Here is a 23,152-nt window from a genome sequence, read left to right on the forward strand (position 1 = left end):
CGTAAACTGCCGCCCTCAATCCGACCTCCGCGCACCATGCCCGCCACCCACCCTCGCATCCGAACCACCGAAGAATACCACGAGGCCTACCGCCGCAGCGTAGAAACGCCCGACGCGTTCTGGGCCGAAGTGGCGGAGCCCTTCACCTGGCGCCGCAAGTGGGACTCTGTGCGCGGCGGCGAGTTTTCGCCCGCCGGCACCAGCACTTGGTTCGACGGCGCCAAGCTCAACATCACCGAAAACTGCCTCGACCGGCACTTGGCTGCGCGCGGCAACAAACTGGCCCTCATCTGGGAGCCCAACGACCCCAAGCAGCGCCACTTGCGCCTGACCTACCGCGAACTGTACCAGGAGGTCTGCCGCTTTGCCAACGTGCTGCACAACCTGGGCGTGGAAAAGGGCGACCGGGTGTGCCTCTATATGCCCATGATTCCGCCGCTGGCCATTGCCGTGCTGGCCTGCGCCCGCATCGGCGCCATTCACTCGGTGGTTTTCGCCGGTTTCAGCAGCACCGCCATTGCCGACCGCGTCAACGACGCCCAAGCTGCCTTCGTCATCACGGCGGACGGGCTGAACCGCGGCCCCAAGCAGATTCCGGTCAAGCGTGTGGTCGACGAGGCATTGGAAAGCTGCCCCTCGGTGCGCAAAGTGCTGGTGGTGGAACACCTGGGCTGGCCCGTGCACATGCAGGAAGGCCGCGACGTATGGTACCACGACGAAGCCAAGGACGTGAGTCGCAGCTTCAAGGCCGAAGAAATGGCGGCCGAGGATCCGCTGTTCATCCTCTACACCTCGGGCAGCACCGGCAAGCCCAAAGGCGTGGTGCACACCACCGCCGGCTACATGGTATGGGCCGACTACACCTTCCGCAACGTGTTTCAGGTGGAGGAAAACGACGTGTACTGGTGCACCGCCGACGTGGGCTGGGTAACGGGCCATAGCTACCTGCTGTACGGACCGCTGCTGGCCGGCGCTACCACGCTCATGTTTGAGGGTGTGCCCACGTACCCCGATGCCGGCCGCTTCTGGGAGGTCATCGACAAGCACTCGGTGAGCATTTTCTACACCGCGCCCACTGCCATCCGCTCACTCATGGCCGCGCCGCTCGATAATGTGCTCAGCTATTCGCTCGATTCGCTGCGGGTGCTGGGGTCGGTTGGGGAGCCCATCAACGAAGAAGCCTGGCACTGGTACCACCAGCACGTGGGCAAAGGCCGCTGCCCGATTGTAGATACCTGGTGGCAAACCGAAACCGCCGGCATCATGATTTCGGCCATGGCGGGCATCACGCCCAGCAAACCCACCCACGCGGGTTTGCCGATGCCGGGCGTCGAGCCGGTACTGCTCACGCAGGAAGGCCAGGAAATCGAAGGCAACGACCAGGAAGGCTACCTCGCCATCCGGGCTTCGTGGCCCGGCGTCATTCGCACCACCTGGGGCGACCATGAGCGCGCCGCGCAAACCTATTTCCGCCCGTACCCCGGCTACTACTTCACCGGCGACGGTGCCCGCCGCGACGAAAACGGCCTCTACCGCATCATCGGCCGCGTCGACGACGTCATCAACGTATCGGGACACCGCTTCGGTACGGCCGAAATCGAAAACGCCATCAACCAAGATCCGCACGTGGTGGAGTCGGCCGTGGTGGGCTACCCGCACGACGTAAAGGGCCAGGGAATTTACGCCTACGTGATTTTGCAGGACGGCGTGCCCGACAAGGAGACCGAACGGCAACGCATCGAAGCCAGCGTAATTGAAACCGTGGTTGCTGAAATCGGCAAAATTGCCCGGCCCGACAAAATTCAGATTGTGTCGGGCCTACCGAAAACGCGCTCGGGCAAAATCATGCGCCGCATTCTGCGCAAAGTAGCCGAGGGCGAAACGAGCAATATAGGCGACACCACCACGCTGCTAGACCCGGCTGTGGTGGATGAAATTGTCAATGGAAGGAAGTAGTAAATTTATTTACCACAGGTAGATCCACATGATAACCATGTTTACTAAATGTTTAAATAGCGTGTAATCGTCACGTAGTGATACAGAATCAGCAAGTGTAGACCGATTGGTTGAACCTGCATCAAAAAGCCCGACCGGTAATTTACCGGTCGGGCTTTTTGATAAAGCTTGTGTTCAGGCCTTTCTTAGGCTTGGTCGTCGTAGTAAGCGCTGCGGTAGCCTTTGCGCTTTTTCGACTTCTTGCCGTTGGAACTGAGCAACACCAAGGCCCCGGTGGCCACGGCTGCCACCGTGGTCAGCTTCAGGATGAGGCTGGTGCGGTTGTGCTTCCACTCCACGGGGTAGCCTTTTTCGGCGTAGATGTTAGGTAGTTTGCCGTGCACCAAATCGTCGAGCACGCCTTCCACCACGTCCACGCGGTCGGCCAAAAGCAGGGGCAGCCAGTGGGCGTATTCGTTTTCGCTGAAATGGAAGGCCGCCCGCCGAATCAGGCCGCTCAGACCCTTGGGCGGCTCCGGCGTGCCGAACACGGCCGATACGTTGGGCCGCTCTACCGAGCGCAGCACCTCGGTGTCCACCGGCTGCAGCGACTCGGGCCGGTGCTTGTAGTCGGGGTCCTGGGTGATGTTCATGCGGGGCTGCCGCATGGGGTAGGTGGGGTCGTTTTTGGGGTCGGCATCAATGCCCCAGCCCTTGATCTGCTTGGGGTCGATGGGCGTGTTGATCTTATTGCTTTCCATAGTCGGGGCGGCGTTATTGGTGGTTGGCAGTAGGAGGAATCATCACGGTTTTGATGCAGTTGTCCAGCTTAGCGGAGAACATGCGGTAACCGTCGGCCACTTCCTCCAGCGGAATGCGGTGCGTAATCAGGGCTTTGGGGTTGAGCACGCCGTTTTGGATGTGCTCAATCAGGCGCGGCAGCAAGCGTTTCACCGAAGCTTGGTTGGCCCGAATGGTGAGGCCTTTGTTGAGCACGTTGCCGATGGGCACGAGGTTGTCGGTGGGGCCGTACACGCCCACTACCGACACCACGCCGCCTTTCTTCACCGAGTTGATGGCCCAGTGCAGCGCCGTGGCCGAGCCGGCCTGCAGCAGCAGTTTGCGGCCCGTAATGGTTTGCATGGTGTTGCCGGCGGCTTCGGCACCTACGGCATCGATAACCACGTCGGCACCGAGCCAGTCGGTGGCCTTTTTGAAGAACAGCACCGGGTCGCCAATTTCCTTGAAGTTGTAGGCCTCGCAATAGGAATAGTTGCGGGCAAACTCCAGGCGGTAGTCTTCCTGGTCGACAATCATGACGCGGCCGGCGCCGAACAGCCAGGCGCAACGCGCCGCCATGATGCCGATAGGGCCGGCGCCGAACACCAGGACGGTGTCGCCGGGCTGAATGCCGGCCATTTCGGCGGCCTGATAGCCGGTGGGCACCACGTCGGTCAGCAGCACGGCATCGTCGAGGTCCATGCCGGCGGGTATGATGGTCGGACCCACGTTGGCGTAGGGTACGCGGGCGTATTCGGCCTGCCCGCCGTTGAAGCCGCCGGCGGTGTGCGAGTAGCCGAAAATAGCCCCTACAGCGGTGGCCTCGGTGTTCGACTCGTGGCAGTTACCAAACATGCCCTGGCGGCAGAAGTGACACTCGCCGCAGGCAATGTTGAAGGGCACAATCACCCGGTCGCCCACTTTCACTTTGGTCACTTCCGAGCCGATTTCCACGACCTCGCCGATGAATTCGTGGCCGAAAGTGGAGCCCACGCGGGTGTCGGGCACGTTGCCGTTGTAGAGGTGCAGGTCGGAGCCGCAAATGCAGGTGCGCAGCACTTTCACGATGGCATCCTGCGGATGCTTGATTTCCGGCATGGGTTTCTGCACGGCACGGACCCTTTTGGGGCCCCGGTATTCCATGGCTAGCATAGGTGTTTGGTTTTAGGAGAAGGAATGCTGGACACCACAGCCGCCAGTGCGCGAACAACGCAAGCTTGCAACCGGTGGCAGCGGTATGCAAGTAGTACTGCTGGCGTAAGTCAAGGTTACAACTGTCGAGTATGCCAAAGGCAAACGCGAGGTCATCCTGCCGCTTGTGGGCATCCTCTCGGCGCGTGCGCGCTGGCCCTAAAGGCCCGTGAGGCGCTCCATGTCGGTCATTTTGCCCGCGGCCGCGTATCAAGCAAAGTTGCGCGCTCTTCATCCGCCTTTTCCACCCGGCCCATGATTCACCCGCACACGGAACTTCGCTTCATTTCCTCCGAAATCGGCTACGGCGTCGTTGCCACACAGTTCATTCCGAAAGGCACCATTTGCTGGGCCTTCGATGCGTTCGACCAAGTATTCAGCCCGGCGCAGGTCGGGGCACTGGACCAACTGCACAAGGACATTCTCAACAAGTACAGCTACCGCGACGCGGCGGGCAACCTGGTGCTGTGCTGGGACAACGCCCGCTTCGTCAACCATTCCTTCAACTCCAGCCTGGTGTCGACGGCCTACAACTTCGAGCTGGCCGTGCGCGATATTCAGCCCGGGGAGGAACTCACCGACGATTACGGGTACCTGAACGTGTGGGAGCCGTTCGACGCGCTGACCGAGCCCGGCAGCCCCCGCACCCGTGTACTTCCCAATGACCTGCTGCACTTTCACGCTGCCTGGGACGCCCAACTCATCGAGGCTTTTCGCCACTTCCACCACGTAGCGCAGCCCCTGGTGGGCTTAATTGAGCCGGCGTATGCCGCCAAAGTGCAAGCCGTGGCCGCGGGTCAGGCGCCCATGGACTCCATCGTAAACTGTTACTACCACGGCCAGGATGTGCCCGCGCTGCGCTAGCACGCCACCAACGACCTCCCCAAACGTTGTACAACCAAAAAGAGCCGACCCTTGGGCCGGCTCTTGTAGGCAAATAACCAGAGTGCTGACTTTATAGCTCCGAGGCCGGCAGCACTGTGCCGCGCACCTCGCCAAAGCCAATGCGCAGGCCGTTTCGCTCGCAGTAGCCGCGCATGATTACCGCGTCGCCGTCTTGGATAAACTTGCGCTGCGAGCCGTCGGGCAGCGTTAGGGGCTTGGTGCCGCGCCAAGTCAGCTCCAGCATTGAACCGAAGGAATCGGGGCTTTGGCCGCTGATGGTGCCCGAGGCGTACAGGTCGCCCACTTCCAGGTTGCAGCCGTTGGAGGCGTGGTGGGTGAGCTGCTGGGCCATGCTCCAGTACATGTACTTGAAGTTGGAGCGGCAGATAGTGGTTTCGGGGCCGCCGGCCGGGGCCAGGCACACTTCCAGGTTGATGTCGAGGTTGTGCTGGCCGGTTTGGTGCAGGTAGGGCAGGGGCGCGGGGTCTTGTGCGGGGCCGGCTACGCGGAAGGGTTCCAGCGCGTCGAGCGTAACGACCCAGGGCGAGATGCTGCTGCCGAAGTTTTTGCCCAGAAACGGCCCCAGCGGCACGTATTCCCAGCTTTGCAGGTCGCGGGCGCTCCAGTCGTTGAACAGGGCCAGCCCGAAAATGTGGTCTTCGGCTTGCCCGATGGGCACGGTGTCGCCGAGCTTGGTGCCCTGGCCCACCACGAAGGCCACTTCCAGCTCAAAATCGAGCTGCTGCGAGGGGCCGAAAGTGGGCACAGCGGCATCGGGGGCCTTGCGCTGGCCGTTGGGCCGCCGGATATCGGTGCCGCTGACCACGATGCTGCTGATGCGGCCGTGGTAGCCGATGGGAATCCACTTCCAGTTGGGCAGCAGGGCGTTGGCCGGGTCGCGGAACATGATGCCCACGTTGGTGGCGTGCTCGATGCTGGAGTAGAAATCGGTGTAGTTCTGGGGCTTCACCGGGCGCAGCATCTGCACGTCGCGCTGCCGGATGAGGCAGGTGCGCATGGCTTCCTCGTGGTCCCGCAATTCCGGGTTGTCGTGGCGCAGCAGCTCACTCACGCGCTGGCGCACGGCCCGCCACACCGGCCGCCCCAGCCGAATGAAGCTGTTGAGCGAGCGGCGTCGGAATACCTTCGGCTCGGTGGGCAGATCGAGCCCTCGGAAAAAGCCGAACTGGCTTACGGCGTACAAATCGAGCACGTACTCGCCAATGGCCACGCCCACGCGGGTGCCGCGCTCCTCGGTGGTAAACACGCCGAAGGGTAGGTTCTGGATGGGAAAGTCGCTGTGAGGCGGAATGTCAATCCAGGAACGGAGTGCGGGGTTGTTGGGGTTAGCCATGACGAGCAGAGTGGAATGCGGAGACGGGCAAAGATAGGCGGCCGGCGCCTGCGGCGGCGCGCAAACGGTCAGGAGCAAGTCCCCGAGGCGGTACGGGCAGCCGGCACTGCCCGCGGGAAGTCCCCGAAGGCTCCCGGCTCCCCGGCAGACTTCGGGGACTTCCCCCGAGGCATCCCGGCGCCCCGTACCCTCTCGGGGACTTCCCCCGGGCCCTGCCGGGGTGCCGGGAGTCTTGGGGGACTTCGGCTCAATTTGACCGGCTCTGACTGGCGGGGCGTCTTTCTTCCTCGGGCAAAACCTGTCCCAGCCGCTATCTTGGCGGGCTTGCCTGTTGCTGGTTACTGCTGCGGCTATGGGGAAGCGTGGGGTCGCAAGCTGGTGTTGGTATTATACGTGCCATTCAATATTTTCGGAGTACTGGCCATACGGATGTTTACTGCCATATTTAAATCGAATATGAAAGCTTTAATTACCACGATACTAGTAATTTACCACCTAGTCACTTTTGGACAAACTAAGGAGAAACCAAATGTGTATGAACTTCCAATACCAAAGGCTCTTAATGAGTGTTACTCTCTGCTTGATAGAACGATGCCCGATGATGAAATTCTATTAATTAAGACCTTGCCTGAAGACAGTATTTATTGCAATCAGTCTTTCAGAAATGGAATTGATTTTTTTCATGCATGGAAATTGTATGATGGCTCAAGGCTGACACAGTACTTTAATAAAATAGGATTGCATGAGTCTTATTCAATTTATAATACAATACTCGTTTCTTATCATCGTTATCTGAATAAAAAGGATGTCAGACTTGAAGAACAGATTAAGCAGTACCACGCAATCCAAAGAAAAGAAGAGCAGGAGTTTTTGGCTAAGGTTAAAAAAGATACACTGAATGGTATTTACGTGCCTAAGGATTTAAAGGACTGTTTTATTCAATTGGATAAAATGCTTTCTGAAAATAGTAAGGTAGAAATAAAAAGTCTGGAGAGTAAAGAAGAAACTATTAAATACCATCACGACTTAGGTATGACTCTTAGAAATGCTTGGGGCCTTTGGGGTGGTTCAAGGCTTTCGAAATATTTCCTCGATAAAAAAGTTAATCATCCAGATACTATGTCTGCATTGATACTGGCGTTTTACTACGATTGGCTTCATAATAATAATGAAGGTTGGCGAAAGTGGGTACAATGATAAAAAGACCAGTATTGCATGAGTTTAAGTAGCTCTGGCAATAGTTGAATCAAAAATGTTAATTGGAATCATTGAATAAATCCATGTCGTATTCCAATAAAAACCACCGCGCCCCGCCTCCGCCGAAACGGCAGAAGCGGGGCGCGGCTCTACTGCAAAAACGTACTTAGCGGCCTTCCTGACCAGCGGGCTGCAGCGTAGTAGCCACGTTCACGGCTTCCACGGCCCGAATTTCGGGTACGGCCCGTTTCACCGATTCTTCCACGCCGGCTTTCAGCGTCATCGGCGACATGGGGCAGGTGCCGCAGGCGCCCAGCAACTCCAAGCGCAGCACCATATCATCCGAAATATCAAGCACGCGCACGTTGCCGCCGTCGGCTTCCAGGTAGGGCCGGATGCCGTCGAGGGCCTGCTCGATGCGCGGCAACAGCGGATGATCAAGAAGAGAAGCGGAAACGGACATGCTGCTAAAACAAGGAAATCAACCGTGAAGTTCGGGCTTTTTGCCGAAGCGGGGAAGCTCGACGGGCTACGACTTCATTTCGACCACGTTGGTGCGCGGGGCCACGGCATTGCGGATGGACACCTGCCGGGCTACTTCCTCGGCCAGCAGCGTAAACAGCTCGGCCGTGGGCGTGCCGGGGTGCATGATGGCGGGAATACCCTCGTCGCCGTTTTCGCGGATGCTCTGCACCAGCGGAATCTGGCCCAGCAGCGGTACCTGGTGCTTCTCGGCCAGCGCGCGGCCTCCGCCTTCACCGAAGATGTAGTACTTGTTCTCGGGCAGCTCGGCGGGCGTGAACCACGCCATGTTTTCGACCACGCCCAGCACCGGCACGTTGATCTGCGGCTGGCGGAACATCTGCAAACCCTTCTGGGCATCGGCCAGGGCCACTTTCTGCGGCGTGGTTACGATGACGGCGCCCGTGACAGGCACGGTCTGCACCAAGGTCAGGTGAATGTCGGAGGTGCCGGGGGGCAAGTCGAGCAACAGGTAATCCAGCTCGCCCCAGTCGACTTCGGTAATGAACTGCTTGAGCGCCGACGAGGCCATGGGGCCGCGCCACACAATTGCCGATTCGGCCGGGGCCAGGAACCCAATGCTCATGATTTTGATGCCGTACTGCTCGATGGGCTCGATCAGGTTGCGGCCATCGGGCCCTTGGTACACGTGGGGGCGCGAGTCTTCCACGTTGAACATGGTGGGCATCGAAGGGCCGCTGATATCGGCATCGACGAGGCCGACTTTGGCGCCGGTGCGGGCCAGGGCCACGGCCAGGTTGGCCGTAACGGTGCTTTTGCCCACGCCGCCCTTGCCCGAGGCAATGGCAATGATGTTCTTCACGCCGGGCAGGATGTCGCGGTTCTGGCGCATGCTGGTCACGCGCGAGGTCATGTTCACCGTCACCTGCGCGTCTTTGTTCACCATCGTGGTGATGGCGCGCACGCAGGCGTTGCGGATGAGGTCTTTCAGCGGGCAGGCGGGCGTGGTCAGAATCACGGTGAACGTCACGTTCAGGCCATCAATCTGCACGTCCTCAATCATGTTGAGCGTGACGAGGTCTTTGCCCAAATCGGGCTCCTCGACGTAGCTCAGGGCTTTCAGAACGTCTTCTTGGGTAATGCTCATAGGTCGGAATTCGAGCGGCCTGTAAGCCGGCCGAAGCACAAAGATAAACCCGAAACCGTGGCGACGGTTCGGCGAAGCCACCAGAACAAACTCCCTTGCTTAGCTTCGCCGACTTGCACTACAAAAAGGAGGTGAGCTGGTTCCTGCCGTACCTTTGCACTCCATTCCGCTTACTCTTCGCCCGTGGCCCTCATTCCCAAAGAAACCATCGACCAAGTTCTCCACTACGCCGACATTGTGGAGGTGGTGGGCGACTTCGTGACGCTCAAGAAAAAGGGACAGAATCTGTGGGCCTGCTGCCCGTTTCACCACGAAAAGTCGCCCTCGTTTTCGGTGGCGCCGGCCAAGGGCATCTACAAGTGCTTCGGCTGCGGCAAGGCCGGCGATGTGGTGCGCTTTGTGATGGACGTGGAGGGCGCCAGCTACCCCGAGGCCATCAAGTGGCTGGCCAAGAAGTACGGCGTCGAGATTAAGGAAGAAGAGAAAACGCCCGAGCAGCAACTGGCGCAGAACGAGCGGGACTCGCAGTTCATCGTGTCGGACTGGGCCAAAAACCGCTACAAAAAGCTACTGCAGGAGTCGGAGGAAGGGGAGAGCATCGGCTGGGCGTATCTGAAGGAGCGCGGGCTGAACCAGGCTACCATCGAAACCTTTGAGCTGGGCTACTCGCTCGATAAGTGGGACGACGTACTCACCGAAGCCCAGCAGGCCGGCTTCGATGTGAAGTACCTCGAAAAAACCGGCCTCGTCATCAAGCGTGAGGAAGACGGCCGCCGCTACGACCGGTTCCGGGGCCGCGTGATGTTCCCGATCCACAACGTTTCGGGCCGTGTGGTAGGCTTTGGCGCGCGCACTCTGCGCCGCGACGAAAAGGCCGGGGCCAAGTATTTGAACTCGCCCGAGTCGGAGATTTACCACAAGTCCGACGTGCTCTACGGCCTCTACCAGGCCAAGCAGTCCATTCGGCAGGAAGAGCTGTGCTACCTCGTGGAGGGCTACCTCGACGTCATCAGCCTCTACCAGGGCGGCGTCAAAAACGTGGTGGCCTCGTCGGGCACCTCGCTCACCGAGGGCCAGATCCGGCTCATTGCCCGCTACACCGACAACGTGACCGTGCTCTACGACGGCGACGCGGCCGGCGTAAAAGCAGCCCTGCGCGGCCTCGACATCATCCTGGAAAACGGCCTGAACGTGCGCGTGGTGCTGTTTCCCGACGGCGACGACCCCGACTCGTACATCCGCAAGGTGGGCGACGCGCGCTTCCGCAAATTTGTGGAAGAGCAAAGTCAGGACTTCATCACCTTCAAAACCCAGCTCGTGGCCCGTGAAGCCGCGCAGGACCCGGTGAAGAAGGCCGAGGCCATTCGGGAAGTGCTCCAGAGCATTGCTAAAGTGCCCGATCCGCTCAAGCGGCAGGTGTTTCTGCAGCAAACCTCGATGGCCTTCCACATCGACGAGCAGGTGCTTATCAGCGAATACAACAAGCTGGTGAAGCAAACCGCGCCCGGCCCGCGCGCCGCCAGCAGCAACGCGCCCAGCGCCCGGCCACACAGCGGCGGTGGCAGCCGTTCGCCGAGCACGGGCCAGCACGCGCCCTCGCAAACCGTGGTTACGCCCACCGGCCTGAGCCAGCGCCCCGCCGACGACGCGATGCCCGACGAGGCCTACGGCATCATGGAGGACGAGTCGGGCTACGAAACCGAGACCATCCCCGACGTGCAGATGTCGGTGGAGCGCGAAATCGTGCGCCTGGTGCTCAACTACCCCGCTCAGCCGCTGCACGAGGGCGTGAGCGTGGCCGCCTACCTGCTCGGCCAAACCGACGAAACGCCCTTCCGCACGCCCATCTTCGCCGATTTGCTGCACCTGTGCCGCGAAACCCTGGCCGAAGGCAAGTTCCCCGACGCCCGCGAGCTGGTGCGCCACCACCGCGCCGACATCCGCGCCGCCATCAGCGACCTGGTGACGGACCCCTGGGAGCTGAGCCCGAACTGGATTACGCACAGCATATACGTGCCCCGCGAAATTGACCTGCTCCAGCAAGCCTGCGACAACGCCATTCTGCGCCTCAACAAGTGCAACGTGGAGCGCGAGCTGGGCGACTGCCTCGCCGCCATGAACGAGCTGGACCCGAGCAACATCGAGGAATACCTGGCCCAAATGGCCATTTATAAGTCCTTGAAGCAGCTGGATATGCAGCTGGCGGGGTTGCTCGGAACGATTATTTCGCGCTGAATATGCCTGGGTTCAAGGGCGATATTCTGAATCTGGCGCGGGCGCTTGGAATTACAGCCGATCAATTCGACGCGGTGGGCATACATGCGTGGCCTTCCATCATGAAGCGGATTGAAGCAGCTTTCATCATCAAAACCGATTCCAACACCAAGTTTAACTGGTGGTGGGAATCTTTTAAGGGGCAGCAAGTCAGTATTTTTTTTGAAGATGGAATGGCTTTCGAGCAATTAAGCCAATTAGTTGATGCTGAAGAACCGGTTTGGTTTATCGGATGCGATACTGATAGAGACCCAAGTAAATTCTGGCTTTTTGAAGGCACTATAAACCCCATTCAACAGGTCATCAGTGAGTTTTATCATTTTGAATATTATATCGTTTCAAAAAAATATGAGTGGCTTTTGTGCGAAACTGACCACAGTGTATTAACAGGATTGGGCAGCGTCATTCCAAAGATGAAAAGGTTAAAATCAGCCTTCGACTTGCATTAATTACCGGGAGACAATAGCTACAAGCTACCTTCGCCCCATGTGGAAACGCGCCAACCTGAGCCGCCTGCTCGTCGCCATTGTGCTGTCGGTGCTGAGCATGGGCATTGGCATGGTGGGCTTCATGCTCATCGAAGGCTACACCGCGATGGAGGCCTTCTACATGACCATCATCACCATCAGCACCACGGGTTTCGGCGAGGTGCGGAAGTTGTCCTCGAACGGGCAGCTGTTCGTGGCGCTCTACATCATCTACAACCTCGTGGTGGTGGCCTACTTGGTGTCGGTGCTCACCACCTATATTTTCGACGGCGAGCTGCGCAACCTCTTCAAGATGTTTATGACCGATCAGGAAATCCGGAGCATTTCGGGCCACGTTATCGTGTGCGGCTTCGGGCGCAACGGCAGCAAGGCCTACCACGAGCTGCGCGCCAACGGCGCCCGCGTGGTGGTAGTCGAGCAAAGCCAGGAGCTCATGCGCGCCGTGGCCGATACGCTCGGCCACGAGCAGGTGCCCGTGGTGTTTGGCGACGCCACCACCGACGAAGCCCTGCGCCAGGCCGGCATCGAGCGGGCCACGGCCCTGATTACAGCCCTGCCCAAGGATTCCGACAACGTTTTCGTCACGCTTACGGCCCGCGAGCTGAACCCGCGCCTCAAAATCATTGCCCGGGCCTCGCTCAAAACCTCGGAGAGCAAGCTGCTGCGCGCCGGCGCCGATTCGGTGGTGATGCCCGACGAAATCGGCGGCTCGCACATGGCCAACCTCATCACGCGGCCCGAGGTGATTCGCTTCCTGGAAATGATCAGCGGGTTGGGCCCTAACAAGCTGCGCCTCGAAGAGCTGGGCTACCAGGACATGCGCCCCGAGGTGCGCAACCTGTCGATTCGCGAGCTGGACATCCGGTCCCGCACCGGCGCCACCGTCATCGGCCTGAAGCCCGCCGAGGGCCAGTTCGTCGTCAGCCCGTCGGCCGACACCCGCCCTGCGCCCGGCGACGTGCTGCTGCTGCTCGGCACCGACGCGCAGATTGCCACCGTCGTCGACGAGTTTCGGTTGCGGTAAGCAGTGCGGGCTGTGCGGTTCGCGTGTTCTGCACCATATGGCCGTTCTGGCAAGCGAACTACCCGGTTCGCGCTCCTGCCGGCTATATTTGTAGTTCGTTAGCTACGCCCTGCCGTGAATATCCTGCAAATATGCCCGCGCGTGCCTTTTCCGCCCCACGACGGCGGGGCCATTGCCATGTACGACGTTGCGGCCGGGCTGGTGCGCGCCGGCCACCGCGTAACGGTGCTGGCCGCCAACACCCCCAAGCACCGGCAAGACGCTACCGTGCTCGACCACCTCGGCCCGAATGCGCGGCTGGTGACGGTGGACGTGGACACGAGCCTTTCGCCCGTGGCCGCGTTGCGCAACCTGCTGTTTCGCCGCACGCCCTACAACGTGGAGCGGTTCATGTCGGCCGATTTCGCGGCCCGGCTGGAGCAGCTCTTGCGCACCGAAACCTTCGACGTGGTGCAGATCGAAGGTACCTTTGTGGCGTGGTACGTGGACGTGGTGCGCCGCGTGGCCCCGCACACGCCGGTGGTGCTGCGCGCCCACAACGTGGAGCACGAAATATGGGACCAGTTGGCCCGCAACGAGCGGCACCCGCTGAAAGCCACCTACCTGCGCCATCTGGCCCGTCGCTTGCGCCGTTTCGAGCAGCAGTATCTGCCGCGCTTTTCGGCCATTGCCGCCATTACCGAGCCCGACAAGCGCCGGCTGCTGCAACTGGGCTGCCAGGAGCCGGTGGTGTTCATTCCGGCCGGTGTCGACTTGTCCCGTTTTCAGCCCGACCCCAGCATCAAGCCCAAGCCGAAGTCGTTGTTTTTCCTCGGCTCCCTCAACTGGCGGCCCAACGTGGAAGGGCTGGAGTGGTTTTTGGCCGAAGTATGGCCCCGCGCCAAGCGCCGCTGGCCCGCGCTGGAACTGCACGTAGCTGGCAAAGACATGCCCGCCCACATTGAGCGCTTGCACGAGCCCGGCGTGCACATGCACGGCTTCGTCGATTCGGCCCCGCGCTTCATGCAGGAAAACGAGGTGATGATTGTGCCCTTGCTGTCGGGCGGCGGCATGCGCGTCAAAATCATCGAGGGCATGGCCATGGGCAAGTGCATCATCAGCACCGGCCTGGGCTCCGAAGGCATTGCCGTGCGCCACCTCGAAGATATCATCGTGTGCGACGACCCCGGCGACTGGATTGAGTGCATCGGCAAGTACGTGGAGGGCGAATTCTGCCACGAGGGCGTGGGCCAGAAGGCCCGCCTCACCGCCCAAAACCTCTACGACAACGCCCGCGTGGTGGCGCGTTTTGTGGCCTTGTATGAGCAGATAGGCGCGAAGGCGTAAGTTTGCGCCCCCAATGAAGCTCCTCGTTCTGCTTTCCCGCTTTCCGTACCCGCTCGACAAAGGCGACAAGCTGCGTGCGTTTCACCAACTGCGCCACCTGGCCCGCCGCTTCGAGGTGTGCCTCTTCGCCCTCACCGACGAAGACGTGACGCCCGAAGCCCACGCGGCCGTAGCGCCGCTGTGCGCCGGCGGGGTGCACGTGCACCGGCTGCGCAAGCCCGGCATTGGGCTGAACATGGGCCTAGGGGTGCTGAAGGGCTGGCCATTCCAGGTCGGTTATTTCTATGATGCCGCCGCCGCCCGCCAGCTGGCCGCCGTGGTGCAGCAGTTTGCGCCCGAGCGGCTCTACTGCCAGCTCATTCGCATGGCCGAGTACGCCCGGCCCTACGCCGCGCAACTGCCCATGACGCTCGATTACATGGATGTGTTTTCGACCGGCATGACGCGCCGCGCCGCCAAAGCCCCGGTCTGGCAGCGCCCCGTTTTCGCCCTCGAAGCCCACCGCCTGCAGCAGTACGAAGCCGAGTGCTTCGCCTGGTTTCGCCACCACACCATCATCAGCGACCAGGACCGGCAGCTCATCGACCACGAAGACCGGCAGCGCATTCAGGTGGTGCCCAACGGCATCGACACCGAGCATTTTCGGCCCGGCGCCACCCCCGCCGACGAACCCTACGAGCTGGTGTTCTGCGGCAACATGGCCTACCACCCCAACGTGGAAGCCGCCGAGTGGCTGGCCCAGGAAATATTGCCCGCCGTGCACCAGCAGCACCCGCAGGCCCGCCTGCTGCTGGCCGGTACCACGCCTGCCGCGCGGGTACTGGCGCTGCGCTCCGCGCACGTGCAGGTCAGCGGCTGGCTGCCCGATATCCGCACGGCCTACGCCTCGGCGCGGGTGTTTGTGGCCCCCATGCGCACCGGCACCGGTCTGCAGAACAAGCTCCTCGAAGCCATGGCCATGGGCCGCCCCAGCGTGACGACCCCGCTGGCCAACAACGCCCTGCACGCCACCGCCGGCCAGCACGTGCTCGTGGGCCGCACCACCGAAGAGCTGGCCGCGCACGTGCGGCACCTGTTGGAAAAGCCCACCGAAGCCGCCGGCCTGGGCGCCAACGGCCGCGAATTCGTGCGCGAGCAGTACAACTGGGAAGCGTCTACCGAGCGGTTGGCCGATTTGCTGAGGCTTTAATACGGCTTGCTGGAGCACCTCCCCGGGCGTTTGCCGCCTTTTGCCGGCCGGTCCTGTAACTTCGCCCCGCCGCTGGCGGTTGTCAACGGAAAGCTTCCCCACCCCGCGGCTGGCCCGCCCGGCCGCACATTCCCGCAAGCCTGCTCCCCGCTATGCTTGATTCCATTGAAGACGCCATTGCCGACATCCGGGCCGGCAAAGTAGTAGTGGTGGTCGACGACGAAGACCGCGAAAACGAAGGCGACTTTATCTGCGCCGCCCGCTGCGCCACGCCCGAAGTCATCAACTTTATGGCCACCCACGGCCGCGGCCTGGTGTGCGCGCCGCTGCTCGAAGACCGGTGCGAAGAGCTGGGCCTGGAGCTGATGGTGGGCCGCAACACGGCCCTGCACGCCACGCCCTTCACCGTATCGGTGGACCTCCTGAAGAACGGCGTGACGACCGGCATTTCGGCCTCCGACCGCTCCAAGACCATCCTGGCCCTCATCGACCCCGAAACCAAGCCTGACGAGCTGGGCAAGCCGGGGCATATTTTCCCGCTGAAAGCCCGCAAGGAAGGCGTGCTGCGCCGCGCCGGCCACACCGAAGCCGCTGTGGATCTGGCCCGGTTGGCCGGTTTCGAGCCGGCCGGCGTGCTGGTGGAGATTCTGAAGGAAGACGGCGAAATGGCCCGCCTGCCCGAGCTGCGCCAAATTGCCAACCACTGGGGCCTGAAGCTGATTTCGGTGCAGGACCTCATCAAGTACCGCCTCGACAAAGAAAGCCTGATTCACCGCGAAATTTCGGTGAAGATGCCCACCGAGTACGGCGACTTCGACCTCTACGCCTACACCCAACGCTCCAACGGTGCCCAGCACCTGGCTTTGGTGAAAGGTGAGCTGACGCCCGGCGAACCGATTCTGGTGCGCGTGCATTCCTCCTGCGTGACGGGCGACATTTTCGGCTCGTGCCGCTGCGACTGCGGCCCGCAGCTGCACCACGCCATGCAGCAGATTGAGCGCGAAGGCCGCGGCGTGGTGGTGTACATGAACCAGGAAGGCCGCGGCATTGGTCTGCTCAACAAGCTGAAAGCCTACAAGCTGCAGGAGCAGGGCCGCGACACCGTGGAAGCCAACCTGGAGCTGGGCTTCGGCATGGACGAGCGCGACTACGGCGTGGGCGCCCAGATTTTGCGCGACCTGGGCATCACCAAAATGCGGCTGCTCACCAACAACCCGCGCAAGCGCACCGGCCTCATCGGCTACGGGCTCGAAATTGTGGACACCGTGCCCATTGAAGTAGTGCCCAACCAGCACAACGAGCAATACCTGACCACCAAGCGCGACAAACTGGGCCATACTATTCTGGCCAAGGACCGCGGACCGCATCCGGCCAAAGCGCCCGAAAATCAGCCGGCGGCTTAGCACTTATTGCGGCGGCGGGGCGTTTTCATCGTATCTTTTATCACGATGAAAACGCCCCGCCGCCGCTTTTTGGTAGTCTTCCTGTTGGTGGCCGTCGGCGGCCGGTGGCCGGCCATGGCCCAGCGGGCGTTGGTGCAGGAGTTTTCCGGCAGCACCGTGCTGCTGGCCTCCGGCGACACCCTCAACGGCCCGCTTACCTTTCATGCCGACCGCGACGTGGTGCTGGTGACGCTGCCCGACCAAACGGTGCGCACGGTGTCGGCGGTGGCGGTAAAGCTGTTTGCCGTGAAAGGCGAGAAAACCCAGCGCGACAACGATTATTACGACTACTACAACTTCTACGACTCCCGGCGTGGCTACTACAACGGCAACCCGTACTGGAACGGGCCGCGCCCTACGCAGCGGCGCGACACGGCCTTGGTGCGGGTGTTTCGTACCTACCGCTGGGACAAAGGCAACGACTATTCCGACTTCAAAACGCCTGCGTTTTTCGAGCAGCTCAGCACCGGGCCGGTCATCCTGCTGCGGCGCGAAGCCTTGGTAGAGCGCATGGTCAACAGCAGCCCCTACTACGCGGGCTACGGCTACGGGCTGCCGCGCGGGCCCGTGGGGTACTACACCGACATCCGGGACTACTTTTTCCTCGGTACGCCGCAGGGCAACGTGGTGGAGCTGCGCAACCCCAAGAAGGATCTGCTGGCTTATTTCAGCAAGGAAGCCCGGCAGCTTGAACAATACGCCAAGACCAACAAGCTCAGCTTCACCGACGCCCACGAACTGGCTTACCTGGTGAACTACGCCAACTCCCTGCGCAAGCAGCCCGAGCAATAGCGCCCGCATACGGCTCTGCTACTAAATGCAACGGGCCCCGCCAGCCGCGGGGCCCGTTGCGTGTTTTATGGGGTTTTGTGGACCGCTACAAATCCCGGTTCCGAAGCAGCAGGTAACTCAGGCCCCAGAAAACAGCTGTGTAGGCCAGGGCAATTGGGAGGGCCTGGCTGGGCAGCAGGTCGCCGCTGGCACCCACCATGGAGGTGAGCATTTCCTGGCCGGGCGTGGGCGTGAGGGCACCCAGCACTTTGGTAGGCATGTATTGGTCGATGACGTCGGGCAGGAGCAGGTAGCGCAGCAGCGGCTCGGCCACCCACACGTAGAGCAGAAACAGCAGAATGGCCGCCCCGCTGCGCCGTACCAGCACCGCCAGCAAAGCCGCCAGCCCCAGGTAGCCGAGGGTTTGCACCGCATACAGCGCCACGGCCGGCAGCTGGGCCGTTACGGCGCCCGAAGCCGGGGCCTGCGCCCCGCGAATCAGCCCGAAGTAGACGCCGGCTGCTAGCACCACCAGCACTCCGAAGAGTACCAAGCCCACCGATACAGCAAACTTGGCCACCAGCAGGTCGCCCACCGAGCGGCCGTCGATGACCTGCTGGCGGAAGGTGCGGAACTGAAATTCGTCGGTGATGAGAATGATGAGCAGAATGCCCAGCAGCAAAGTGAAATAGTGCGCCACGTAGGCCAGGCGCGGCCACAGCTCGGGAAAAGCGTAGAGCGTGTCGCCCATGCGCTGCCCGTTGACGGTGAAGGAACTGCCGGCCGACACAAAGCCGACGAACAGCACGGCAAACAGCACCAGAATAACCCACACCGTGCGGTAGGGCAAGAGTTTGCGAAGTTCGGTTCGGAGCATGCTTGGAAGGGGGTGAACGTACGCTTTGAAAGCAGAACCAAAGGATGCTGTGGGTTACAGCAGTTGTTTGTGGTGGCTCTTTATGGAAGAGGAATCCGCCCGTGAATTCGCGAAGAAGAATTCGCCATCAAACTCAAAATCGTATAGGTTTGATATAATCTTCCATCGGTTTTTGGATAGTTTTTTTATTTGAATGCTTTCATTCGGTATTAAATTATTCAGGCCCCGCCTGGGTGTCATACCTAGGATTTCGCGGTATATTTTTGAATGACCTAAGTAAGTTGGGGTTATTAGGCTATCCTTGGCGCTCAATTCGATTAGTAAATTTCTCCCGGAAGCCAGATCCATTATCTCTCTTCCTTCAGGCTTGAATAGTGGCAGCGTCTCCTTTTCAATTATGAGGACGCTGTTGTTGCCCTCGGCGACCTTGGCGTGTTTGCCGAAAACGATAATAGTGCTTGCGGGCAAGGTTCTGATGAGAGTTGAGTTATCCCAGACGTAGAGGTCTTCTTTTAATTCTGATTCTTTTGAACGACACCCAATCAAGGATGCTGAAAACGCAAATGCTGTTGCGAGAATCAGCATGCTCTTATTTACTTTTCTGGACATATATTTTCTTTTAAATATTTATGCGGGCTGATGCTTAATTCTTTATCAGTTCCAAAAACTGGTCTTCCAGGCGGCGGTGGCGCATTTCAAGGTGGGCCAGCGCCAAACCTTGCGCAAACAGCGCCTGGTTGAGCGAGGCCGGCGAATGGCCGATAGCCAGCGCGCAGCTCACGCGGCCGTCGGTTTCGGGGCGCACGTCCTGCACGAAAGGCAGGCTACTGAGGGCCGCCCGCAACACGTCGGCGGCGGTGCCGGGGGCTAGGCCCAGCACCACGCGGTCGGCGGTGGCAAGGCTGGCGGCTACGGGGCCGGCCGAGCGCAACTGCCCCTGATGCAGCACCGCTACGTGGGTGCAAACTTTTTCAATCTCGTCGAGCAGGTGACTGGCCATGATGACGGTGCGGCCCTCGGCGGCGAGGCGCTGCACGAGGGCGCGCACGTCGGCAATACCCTGTGGGTCGAGGCCGTTGGTGGGTTCGTCGAGCACCAGCACTTCGGGCCGGCCTAGCAGCGCCGCCCCAATGGCCAGGCGCTGCTTCATGCCCAGCGAAAAGCCGCTGACGGGTTCGCGCTGCCGCTGCGCCAGGCCCACGGTTTCCAGCGCCGCTTCGAGGCTGCGGGCGTCGGTCTGCTTCACGTCGGCGGCAATCTGCAGGTTTTGGCGGGCCGAGAGGTAAGGGTAGAAGTTGGGCGTTTCGAGCAAGGCGCCCACCCGGCGGCGGGTAGCGGCCGTGGCCGGGGCCCCAAACCAGCGTACGGTGCCGCCCGAGGGCTGCAGCACGCCCAAAGCCAGGCCCAGCGTGGTGGTTTTGCCCGAGCCGTTGGGCCCGAGCAAGCCGTACACGCTGCCTTCGGGAATGCTCAGCGTCAGCTCGCGAAGGGCGGTGGTGCGGCCGTAGCGCTTGGTTAGGTTGTCGAAATCGAGGACGGACATGATGTCAATGGGCTGATGTGAGGGAATGCAGTAAGACGGAATCCACAACTCTTGTCGTCGTATTCCATTCGGCATGGCTCATTCAACCGCCAGCTTCTCGCCGCCCGTCAGCCGCACGACGGGGTAGCGGCGGTACCCGGGCTCGGCGTACTCGGAGCGGCGGTACACCCAGTCCAGCTGCGCGGCGGCATCATTGGCGAAGGCCGAATCGGTTCGTTTTTTGTCTTCGAGCTGCTGGCGGAGCGGCGGGTTGCGGCGGAGCACCTCAGCGGCCAGGTCTTCGAACACGTAGTCGGAGAAGTGCTCTTTCGATTGCAGCACGCTGTCGAAGAAACCCCAGGCGAAAAACGAGTCGGTGGCCTGCGGCTCCAGCGTTTCCACGATGTAGCGCACGTTGGGCTGGTCGAGGGGCACCACGTAGTCGCCGCGGCGGAAGTGCTGCTGCTGCCGCTCGGGGCGCAGCTTCACCTGGCTGTGCACATAGTGGCCCTCGAAGGGGCGGGGGCTGGTCTGGAAGTCCTCGATGTACTGCGCCTCCACGGCCAGCGTGGCGTCGGCGGTGAGGCGCTGCAGGCGCACGCCGTTGTGGCGCAGCCGCTCAATCACCGTTTCCCAGGCCTGCGGAATCAGGTAGGCCGCGGGTTTCGCCACCGATACCACCGGTCGGTAGGTGTTGTAATACTTCACGGGCCGCGTGAAGGGGGCCTTTCGGTCGTAGTACAGGCGCGGCAGGCCGCTGACCTCGCTCGGGCGGGTGCGGCCCTCGTAGCCGCGGAACTGCACCTCGTCGGCCGCCAACTTATCGAGCTGCCAGGTGAGCGGGAAGGTGGTTTGGGCAAGCAGCTGCCGGTCGGCTTCGGCGCGGGCAGCGGCCAGCGCGGCGGCGTCGCGGTGCACAAAACGGATGACCTCGTCGAGCAGTGCGTAAGTCGATTCCACGCGGGGCTTAAAGGCCTTCAGCATGTGCGTTTCGGGCATGAAACCGATGGTGTTGAACAGCGCCGCGTAGCCGGTGGAGTAGCGCGGCGACTCCAGAAACCCGATCAGCCCGCTTTCCGGCGTCTGGCCCTCGAAATCGACGTAGGGCGTCATGGGCCACTGGCGCTTCTCCATGCCTTGGTACAGCGCAGGCAGCAGGCGCTGCTGCAGGTACTGGCTCAGGGCGGGGTGCAGCTTGTCTTTCTGCGTGGCAATGAGCGTCATGGTGTACTGGTAGTCGGCTCCGTTAGAAGTGTGGGTTTCCACAAACACCTCGGGCCGCCAGCGCTGAAACAGCTCGGCAAACGAGCGGGCATTGCGCGACTCCTGCTTGATGTAGTCGCGGTTGAGGTCGTAGTGCCGGCCGTTGCCGCGGAAGCCGTACTGCTCGGGCCCGTTCTGGTTCACGCGGGTGGTGCTGTTGCGGTTCAGCATGCCGTCGACGTTGTACACCGGCACGACCACTAGCGTCACGTTCTGCAGCTGCTCGCGGAGTTTTTGCTGCTGCAGATAGTCGCGCACCAGCATCATGGAGGCGTCGATGCCTTCCGGTTCGCCGGGGTGAATGCCGTTTTGAATGAACACAATGCGCCGGTTTTTACGCCGCACCGAGGCCGGGTCGGCGTCGCCATCAAGCGACACCACCACCTCGTGCAGCGGCTCACCGCTGTCTGTTAGGCCGACTTCGCGCATGGTTACTTCGGAATAAGCCGCGTCGAGGCGTTTGTAGTAGTCGATGCACTCGGCGTAGGTGGCGGTGGTGTTGCCGTTGCCGCGTTCAAAGGGCGTGCGCCAGTCGGCGGCAGGAGTGGAAGAAGTCAGCAAGGCCGTAACGAGCAAAAGCGGGAAAAGCATGATTCAGGTGTTCGGACCGGCAAGATGCTACGCCGCGCCGAAAATGCGTGGTGCCCCGGCTACGCAGCCGGGGCACCACGAGGTTCAGGGAATAAACAAAGGCCGGAAAACGCCCTAAAACAGGCGCCGACGGGGCGGAAACAGCGTTTGGTCGATGCTGAACTTGCCGGGACCGATGAAGGTCAGCCCCAGGAACACAATGCCCGATTCGACGGCGTGGGAGTAGTCGCCGAATCCTTCGCCCTGCGCCAGGTGCGACACGGCGGCCACCACCATGGTGAAGAGCAACGCCACGCAGGCCCAGCGGAAAAACAGGCCCAGCACCAGCAGCTGCCCGCCAATGGTTTCGGTAACGGCCGCCATAAACCCCCACACTTTGGGGGCGAAGGCAATGCCGAGGTGCTGCATTTCCTGGCCCAGCGTCAGCCACTTCTCAGGGCCGCCCATCAGCTTGGGGTAGCCGTGCAGCACAAACATGACGCCCAATCCCAAGCGCAGCAGCAGCAGGCCCGTGTCGGCGGTGCGGTAGCGGTTCTCGAGCAGCGGCATGGAAAGCAAGCGTAAAAGAGGTGCAAAACAGGATCGGCAACCGCCAAAGTACATAACTACGCGCGGATTTACACGCGCTGCGCGGGAGGGTTAGCGGAAAAGCAATATCCCGGTGATGCGCGTTGCCGGCGGCACATCTTCTTTGAGCAGGGGCCGGCCGGCGGGAAACCGGATGCCCGAGGCATCGAGTTTCCATGACATGTTTACGCTTTCCGAAACGGCAACCAGCCCGGCGTCGGCCAATTCCACCGTTTGCACGCCGTAGGCCCGGCGGGCGTCGCCGTAGGTGCTGCCAATGCCGATGCCGCCGCGCGCGGTGCGGTAGCGCGGGTCTTGAATTTCGATGCGCCAGATGCGCAGGCCGGGCCGCCCGGCCATGTCCTCGGCCAGCTCCAGAATCGTGGGCGGCGCCTCGGGATGTTGCGGGTTGCGCAGCTCGTAGGCCGGGTACTCGATGCCTTCCATTTCGCGGGTTATCCGTTTGAGCTGCGCTTTCGGCACCTTCTCCAGTAGCTCCTGCTCGCGCATGTTCAGCCGGATAAAATCCTGGCCGATGGCGCCGCGGCTAAGGGTATAGTAGGCGCGTTCCTTGGCATCGACGGCCGCAGCGGCGGGGGCAGTCGGGGCGGCATCGGCTGGGGCGGGAGTGGCTATAGTGGCGGAATCGGGTGGGCGCGGGGCAGCGGGCTCCTGGGCGGGACGGCGGTTTGGCTCGCAGGCCGTTAGCAACAGCGCACCGGCCAGCGCTGCGCCCGCCATTGTGCGCAACGCAGCCGGCAGCAGGGGAGAAGAGCGGGAAGAAAGCATGGCGTAAACCTACGCAGCCCATCCGAACTGGTTTGGGCGCTGAGCGGTGGCATCGGC

General features: G+C 61.4%; 21 protein-coding genes. 10 read left to right on the forward strand and 11 right to left on the reverse strand.

Translation table 11 applies throughout. The annotated features are described in order from the left end of the window. Positions 1–36 precede the first annotated feature (36 nt). Complete coding sequence (acs, locus tag F0P96_RS03525) at positions 37–1,956, forward strand: acetate--CoA ligase (RefSeq protein WP_151077347.1); 1,920 nt, start codon at positions 37–39, stop codon at positions 1,954–1,956. Between the two features lie 185 nt (positions 1,957–2,141). On the opposite strand, the gene F0P96_RS03530 is transcribed toward acs, so the two are convergent. Further along, positions 2,142–2,696: a hypothetical protein gene (locus F0P96_RS03530; RefSeq protein ID WP_151077348.1), complete on the reverse strand. Its 555-nt coding sequence runs from the start codon at positions 2,694–2,696 to the stop codon at positions 2,142–2,144. Positions 2,697–2,709: 13 nt separating this feature from the next. Next, positions 2,710–3,867 (reverse strand): zinc-dependent alcohol dehydrogenase, encoded by a 1,158-nt coding sequence (locus F0P96_RS03535; RefSeq protein ID WP_151077349.1) that lies wholly within the window; start codon positions 3,865–3,867, stop codon positions 2,710–2,712. A gap of 294 nt (positions 3,868–4,161) precedes the next feature. Between F0P96_RS03535 and F0P96_RS03540 the strand changes: the two genes are divergently transcribed. After that, positions 4,162–4,770: an SET domain-containing protein gene (locus F0P96_RS03540; protein WP_151077350.1), complete on the forward strand. Its 609-nt coding sequence runs from the start codon at positions 4,162–4,164 to the stop codon at positions 4,768–4,770. 91 nt (positions 4,771–4,861) lie between these two features. On the opposite strand, the gene fahA is transcribed toward F0P96_RS03540, so the two are convergent. Then, positions 4,862–6,145 carry a fumarylacetoacetase gene (gene fahA / locus F0P96_RS03545; RefSeq protein ID WP_151077351.1) on the reverse strand — a complete coding sequence of 428 codons (1,284 nt, stop codon included), beginning with the start codon at positions 6,143–6,145 and terminating at the stop codon, positions 4,862–4,864. A gap of 252 nt (positions 6,146–6,397) precedes the next feature. On the opposite strand from fahA, the gene F0P96_RS03550 reads away from it, so the two are divergent. Continuing rightward, positions 6,398–7,342, forward strand: coding sequence for a DUF6794 domain-containing protein (locus F0P96_RS03550; RefSeq protein ID WP_151077352.1), 945 nt, complete (start codon positions 6,398–6,400; stop codon positions 7,340–7,342). Between the two features lie 166 nt (positions 7,343–7,508). Here F0P96_RS03550 and F0P96_RS03555 read toward each other — a convergent pair whose 3' ends face one another. Together F0P96_RS03555 and F0P96_RS03560 are read right to left on the reverse strand one after the other, a co-directional pair. Beyond that, complete coding sequence (locus tag F0P96_RS03555; RefSeq protein WP_151077353.1) at positions 7,509–7,805, reverse strand: NifU family protein; 297 nt, start codon at positions 7,803–7,805, stop codon at positions 7,509–7,511. Positions 7,806–7,871: 66 nt separating this feature from the next. Beyond that, positions 7,872–8,972 (reverse strand): Mrp/NBP35 family ATP-binding protein, encoded by a 1,101-nt coding sequence (locus tag F0P96_RS03560; RefSeq protein ID WP_151077354.1) that lies wholly within the window; start codon positions 8,970–8,972, stop codon positions 7,872–7,874. 183 nt (positions 8,973–9,155) lie between these two features. Between F0P96_RS03560 and dnaG the strand changes: the two genes are divergently transcribed. The 7 genes from dnaG (at position 9,156) to F0P96_RS03595 (ending at position 17,507) form a co-directional block, all read left to right on the forward strand. Beyond that, positions 9,156–11,207 (forward strand): DNA primase, encoded by a 2,052-nt coding sequence (gene dnaG / locus F0P96_RS03565; protein ID WP_151077355.1) that lies wholly within the window; start codon positions 9,156–9,158, stop codon positions 11,205–11,207. A 2-nt stretch (positions 11,208–11,209) separates the two neighbouring features. Then, positions 11,210–11,695, forward strand: a complete 486-nt coding sequence (locus tag F0P96_RS03570) for a DUF6756 family protein (protein ID WP_151077356.1) — start codon at positions 11,210–11,212, stop codon at positions 11,693–11,695. Positions 11,696–11,732: 37 nt separating this feature from the next. Next, the gene (locus F0P96_RS03575) at positions 11,733–12,758 is read left to right on the forward strand and encodes a potassium channel family protein (RefSeq protein ID WP_235917366.1); all 1,026 of its coding nucleotides are present in this window, start codon (positions 11,733–11,735) and stop codon (positions 12,756–12,758) included. Positions 12,759–12,872: 114 nt separating this feature from the next. Next, positions 12,873–14,084 (forward strand): glycosyltransferase family 4 protein, encoded by a 1,212-nt coding sequence (locus tag F0P96_RS03580; RefSeq protein ID WP_151077357.1) that lies wholly within the window; start codon positions 12,873–12,875, stop codon positions 14,082–14,084. A 13-nt stretch (positions 14,085–14,097) separates the two neighbouring features. Further along, positions 14,098–15,273 carry a glycosyltransferase gene (locus F0P96_RS03585; protein ID WP_151077358.1) on the forward strand — a complete coding sequence of 392 codons (1,176 nt, stop codon included), beginning with the start codon at positions 14,098–14,100 and terminating at the stop codon, positions 15,271–15,273. Between the two features lie 152 nt (positions 15,274–15,425). After that, positions 15,426–16,676 carry a bifunctional 3,4-dihydroxy-2-butanone-4-phosphate synthase/GTP cyclohydrolase II gene (locus F0P96_RS03590; protein WP_151077359.1) on the forward strand — a complete coding sequence of 417 codons (1,251 nt, stop codon included), beginning with the start codon at positions 15,426–15,428 and terminating at the stop codon, positions 16,674–16,676. Between the two features lie 45 nt (positions 16,677–16,721). Then, a complete protein-coding gene (locus F0P96_RS03595) occupies positions 16,722–17,507 on the forward strand; it encodes a hypothetical protein (protein ID WP_151077360.1) in 786 nt (261 codons plus the stop codon). A gap of 85 nt (positions 17,508–17,592) precedes the next feature. Here F0P96_RS03595 and F0P96_RS03600 read toward each other — a convergent pair whose 3' ends face one another. From F0P96_RS03600 to F0P96_RS03625, 6 genes are all read right to left on the reverse strand, one after another. Beyond that, positions 17,593–18,363: an ABC transporter permease gene (locus F0P96_RS03600; RefSeq protein WP_151077361.1), complete on the reverse strand. Its 771-nt coding sequence runs from the start codon at positions 18,361–18,363 to the stop codon at positions 17,593–17,595. Positions 18,364–18,417: 54 nt separating this feature from the next. Continuing rightward, the gene (locus F0P96_RS03605) at positions 18,418–18,972 is read right to left on the reverse strand and encodes a hypothetical protein (protein WP_151077362.1); all 555 of its coding nucleotides are present in this window, start codon (positions 18,970–18,972) and stop codon (positions 18,418–18,420) included. A gap of 34 nt (positions 18,973–19,006) precedes the next feature. After that, positions 19,007–19,906, reverse strand: coding sequence for an ABC transporter ATP-binding protein (locus F0P96_RS03610; protein ID WP_235917367.1), 900 nt, complete (start codon positions 19,904–19,906; stop codon positions 19,007–19,009). 78 nt (positions 19,907–19,984) lie between these two features. Beyond that, complete coding sequence (locus F0P96_RS03615) at positions 19,985–21,739, reverse strand: M14 family metallopeptidase (RefSeq protein WP_151077363.1); 1,755 nt, start codon at positions 21,737–21,739, stop codon at positions 19,985–19,987. A gap of 114 nt (positions 21,740–21,853) precedes the next feature. Then, on the reverse strand, positions 21,854–22,288 hold the full coding sequence (locus F0P96_RS03620) for a DoxX family protein (protein ID WP_151077364.1): 435 nt from the start codon (positions 22,286–22,288) through the stop codon (positions 21,854–21,856). Between the two features lie 90 nt (positions 22,289–22,378). Further along, positions 22,379–23,095 carry a hypothetical protein gene (locus tag F0P96_RS03625; protein WP_151077365.1) on the reverse strand — a complete coding sequence of 239 codons (717 nt, stop codon included), beginning with the start codon at positions 23,093–23,095 and terminating at the stop codon, positions 22,379–22,381. Between the last annotated feature and the right edge of the window lie 57 nt (positions 23,096–23,152).

This window comes from Hymenobacter busanensis (assembly GCF_008727865.1).
Lineage (GTDB): Bacteria > Bacteroidota > Bacteroidia > Cytophagales > Hymenobacteraceae > Solirubrum > Solirubrum busanense.

Excerpts from the sequence above, each read along its gene's own strand:
- F0P96_RS03560 (WP_151077354.1), bottom strand. The coding sequence starts at position 8,972 with ATGAGCATTACCCAAGAAGACGTTCTGAAAGCCCTGAGCTACGTCGAG.
- F0P96_RS03540 (WP_151077350.1), top strand. The coding sequence starts at position 4,162 with ATGATTCACCCGCACACGGAACTTCGCTTCATTTCCTCCGAAATCGGC.
- F0P96_RS03585 (WP_151077358.1), top strand. The coding sequence starts at position 14,098 with ATGAAGCTCCTCGTTCTGCTTTCCCGCTTTCCGTACCCGCTCGACAAA.
- F0P96_RS03535 (WP_151077349.1), bottom strand. The coding sequence starts at position 3,867 with ATGCTAGCCATGGAATACCGGGGCCCCAAAAGGGTCCGTGCCGTGCAG.
- F0P96_RS03590 (WP_151077359.1), top strand. The coding sequence starts at position 15,426 with ATGCTTGATTCCATTGAAGACGCCATTGCCGACATCCGGGCCGGCAAA.
- F0P96_RS03530 (WP_151077348.1), bottom strand. The coding sequence starts at position 2,696 with ATGGAAAGCAATAAGATCAACACGCCCATCGACCCCAAGCAGATCAAG.
- F0P96_RS03625 (WP_151077365.1), bottom strand. The coding sequence starts at position 23,095 with ATGCTTTCTTCCCGCTCTTCTCCCCTGCTGCCGGCTGCGTTGCGCACA.
- F0P96_RS03575 (WP_235917366.1), top strand. The coding sequence starts at position 11,733 with ATGTGGAAACGCGCCAACCTGAGCCGCCTGCTCGTCGCCATTGTGCTG.
- acs (WP_151077347.1), top strand. The coding sequence starts at position 37 with ATGCCCGCCACCCACCCTCGCATCCGAACCACCGAAGAATACCACGAG.
- F0P96_RS03570 (WP_151077356.1), top strand. The coding sequence starts at position 11,210 with ATGCCTGGGTTCAAGGGCGATATTCTGAATCTGGCGCGGGCGCTTGGA.
- F0P96_RS03610 (WP_235917367.1), bottom strand. The coding sequence starts at position 19,906 with ATGTCCGTCCTCGATTTCGACAACCTAACCAAGCGCTACGGCCGCACC.
- F0P96_RS03605 (WP_151077362.1), bottom strand. The coding sequence starts at position 18,972 with ATGTCCAGAAAAGTAAATAAGAGCATGCTGATTCTCGCAACAGCATTT.
- F0P96_RS03615 (WP_151077363.1), bottom strand. The coding sequence starts at position 21,739 with ATGCTTTTCCCGCTTTTGCTCGTTACGGCCTTGCTGACTTCTTCCACT.
- F0P96_RS03555 (WP_151077353.1), bottom strand. The coding sequence starts at position 7,805 with ATGTCCGTTTCCGCTTCTCTTCTTGATCATCCGCTGTTGCCGCGCATC.
- F0P96_RS03620 (WP_151077364.1), bottom strand. The coding sequence starts at position 22,288 with ATGCCGCTGCTCGAGAACCGCTACCGCACCGCCGACACGGGCCTGCTG.
- F0P96_RS03600 (WP_151077361.1), bottom strand. The coding sequence starts at position 18,363 with ATGCTCCGAACCGAACTTCGCAAACTCTTGCCCTACCGCACGGTGTGG.
- fahA (WP_151077351.1), bottom strand. The coding sequence starts at position 6,145 with ATGGCTAACCCCAACAACCCCGCACTCCGTTCCTGGATTGACATTCCG.
- F0P96_RS03595 (WP_151077360.1), top strand. The coding sequence starts at position 16,722 with ATGAAAACGCCCCGCCGCCGCTTTTTGGTAGTCTTCCTGTTGGTGGCC.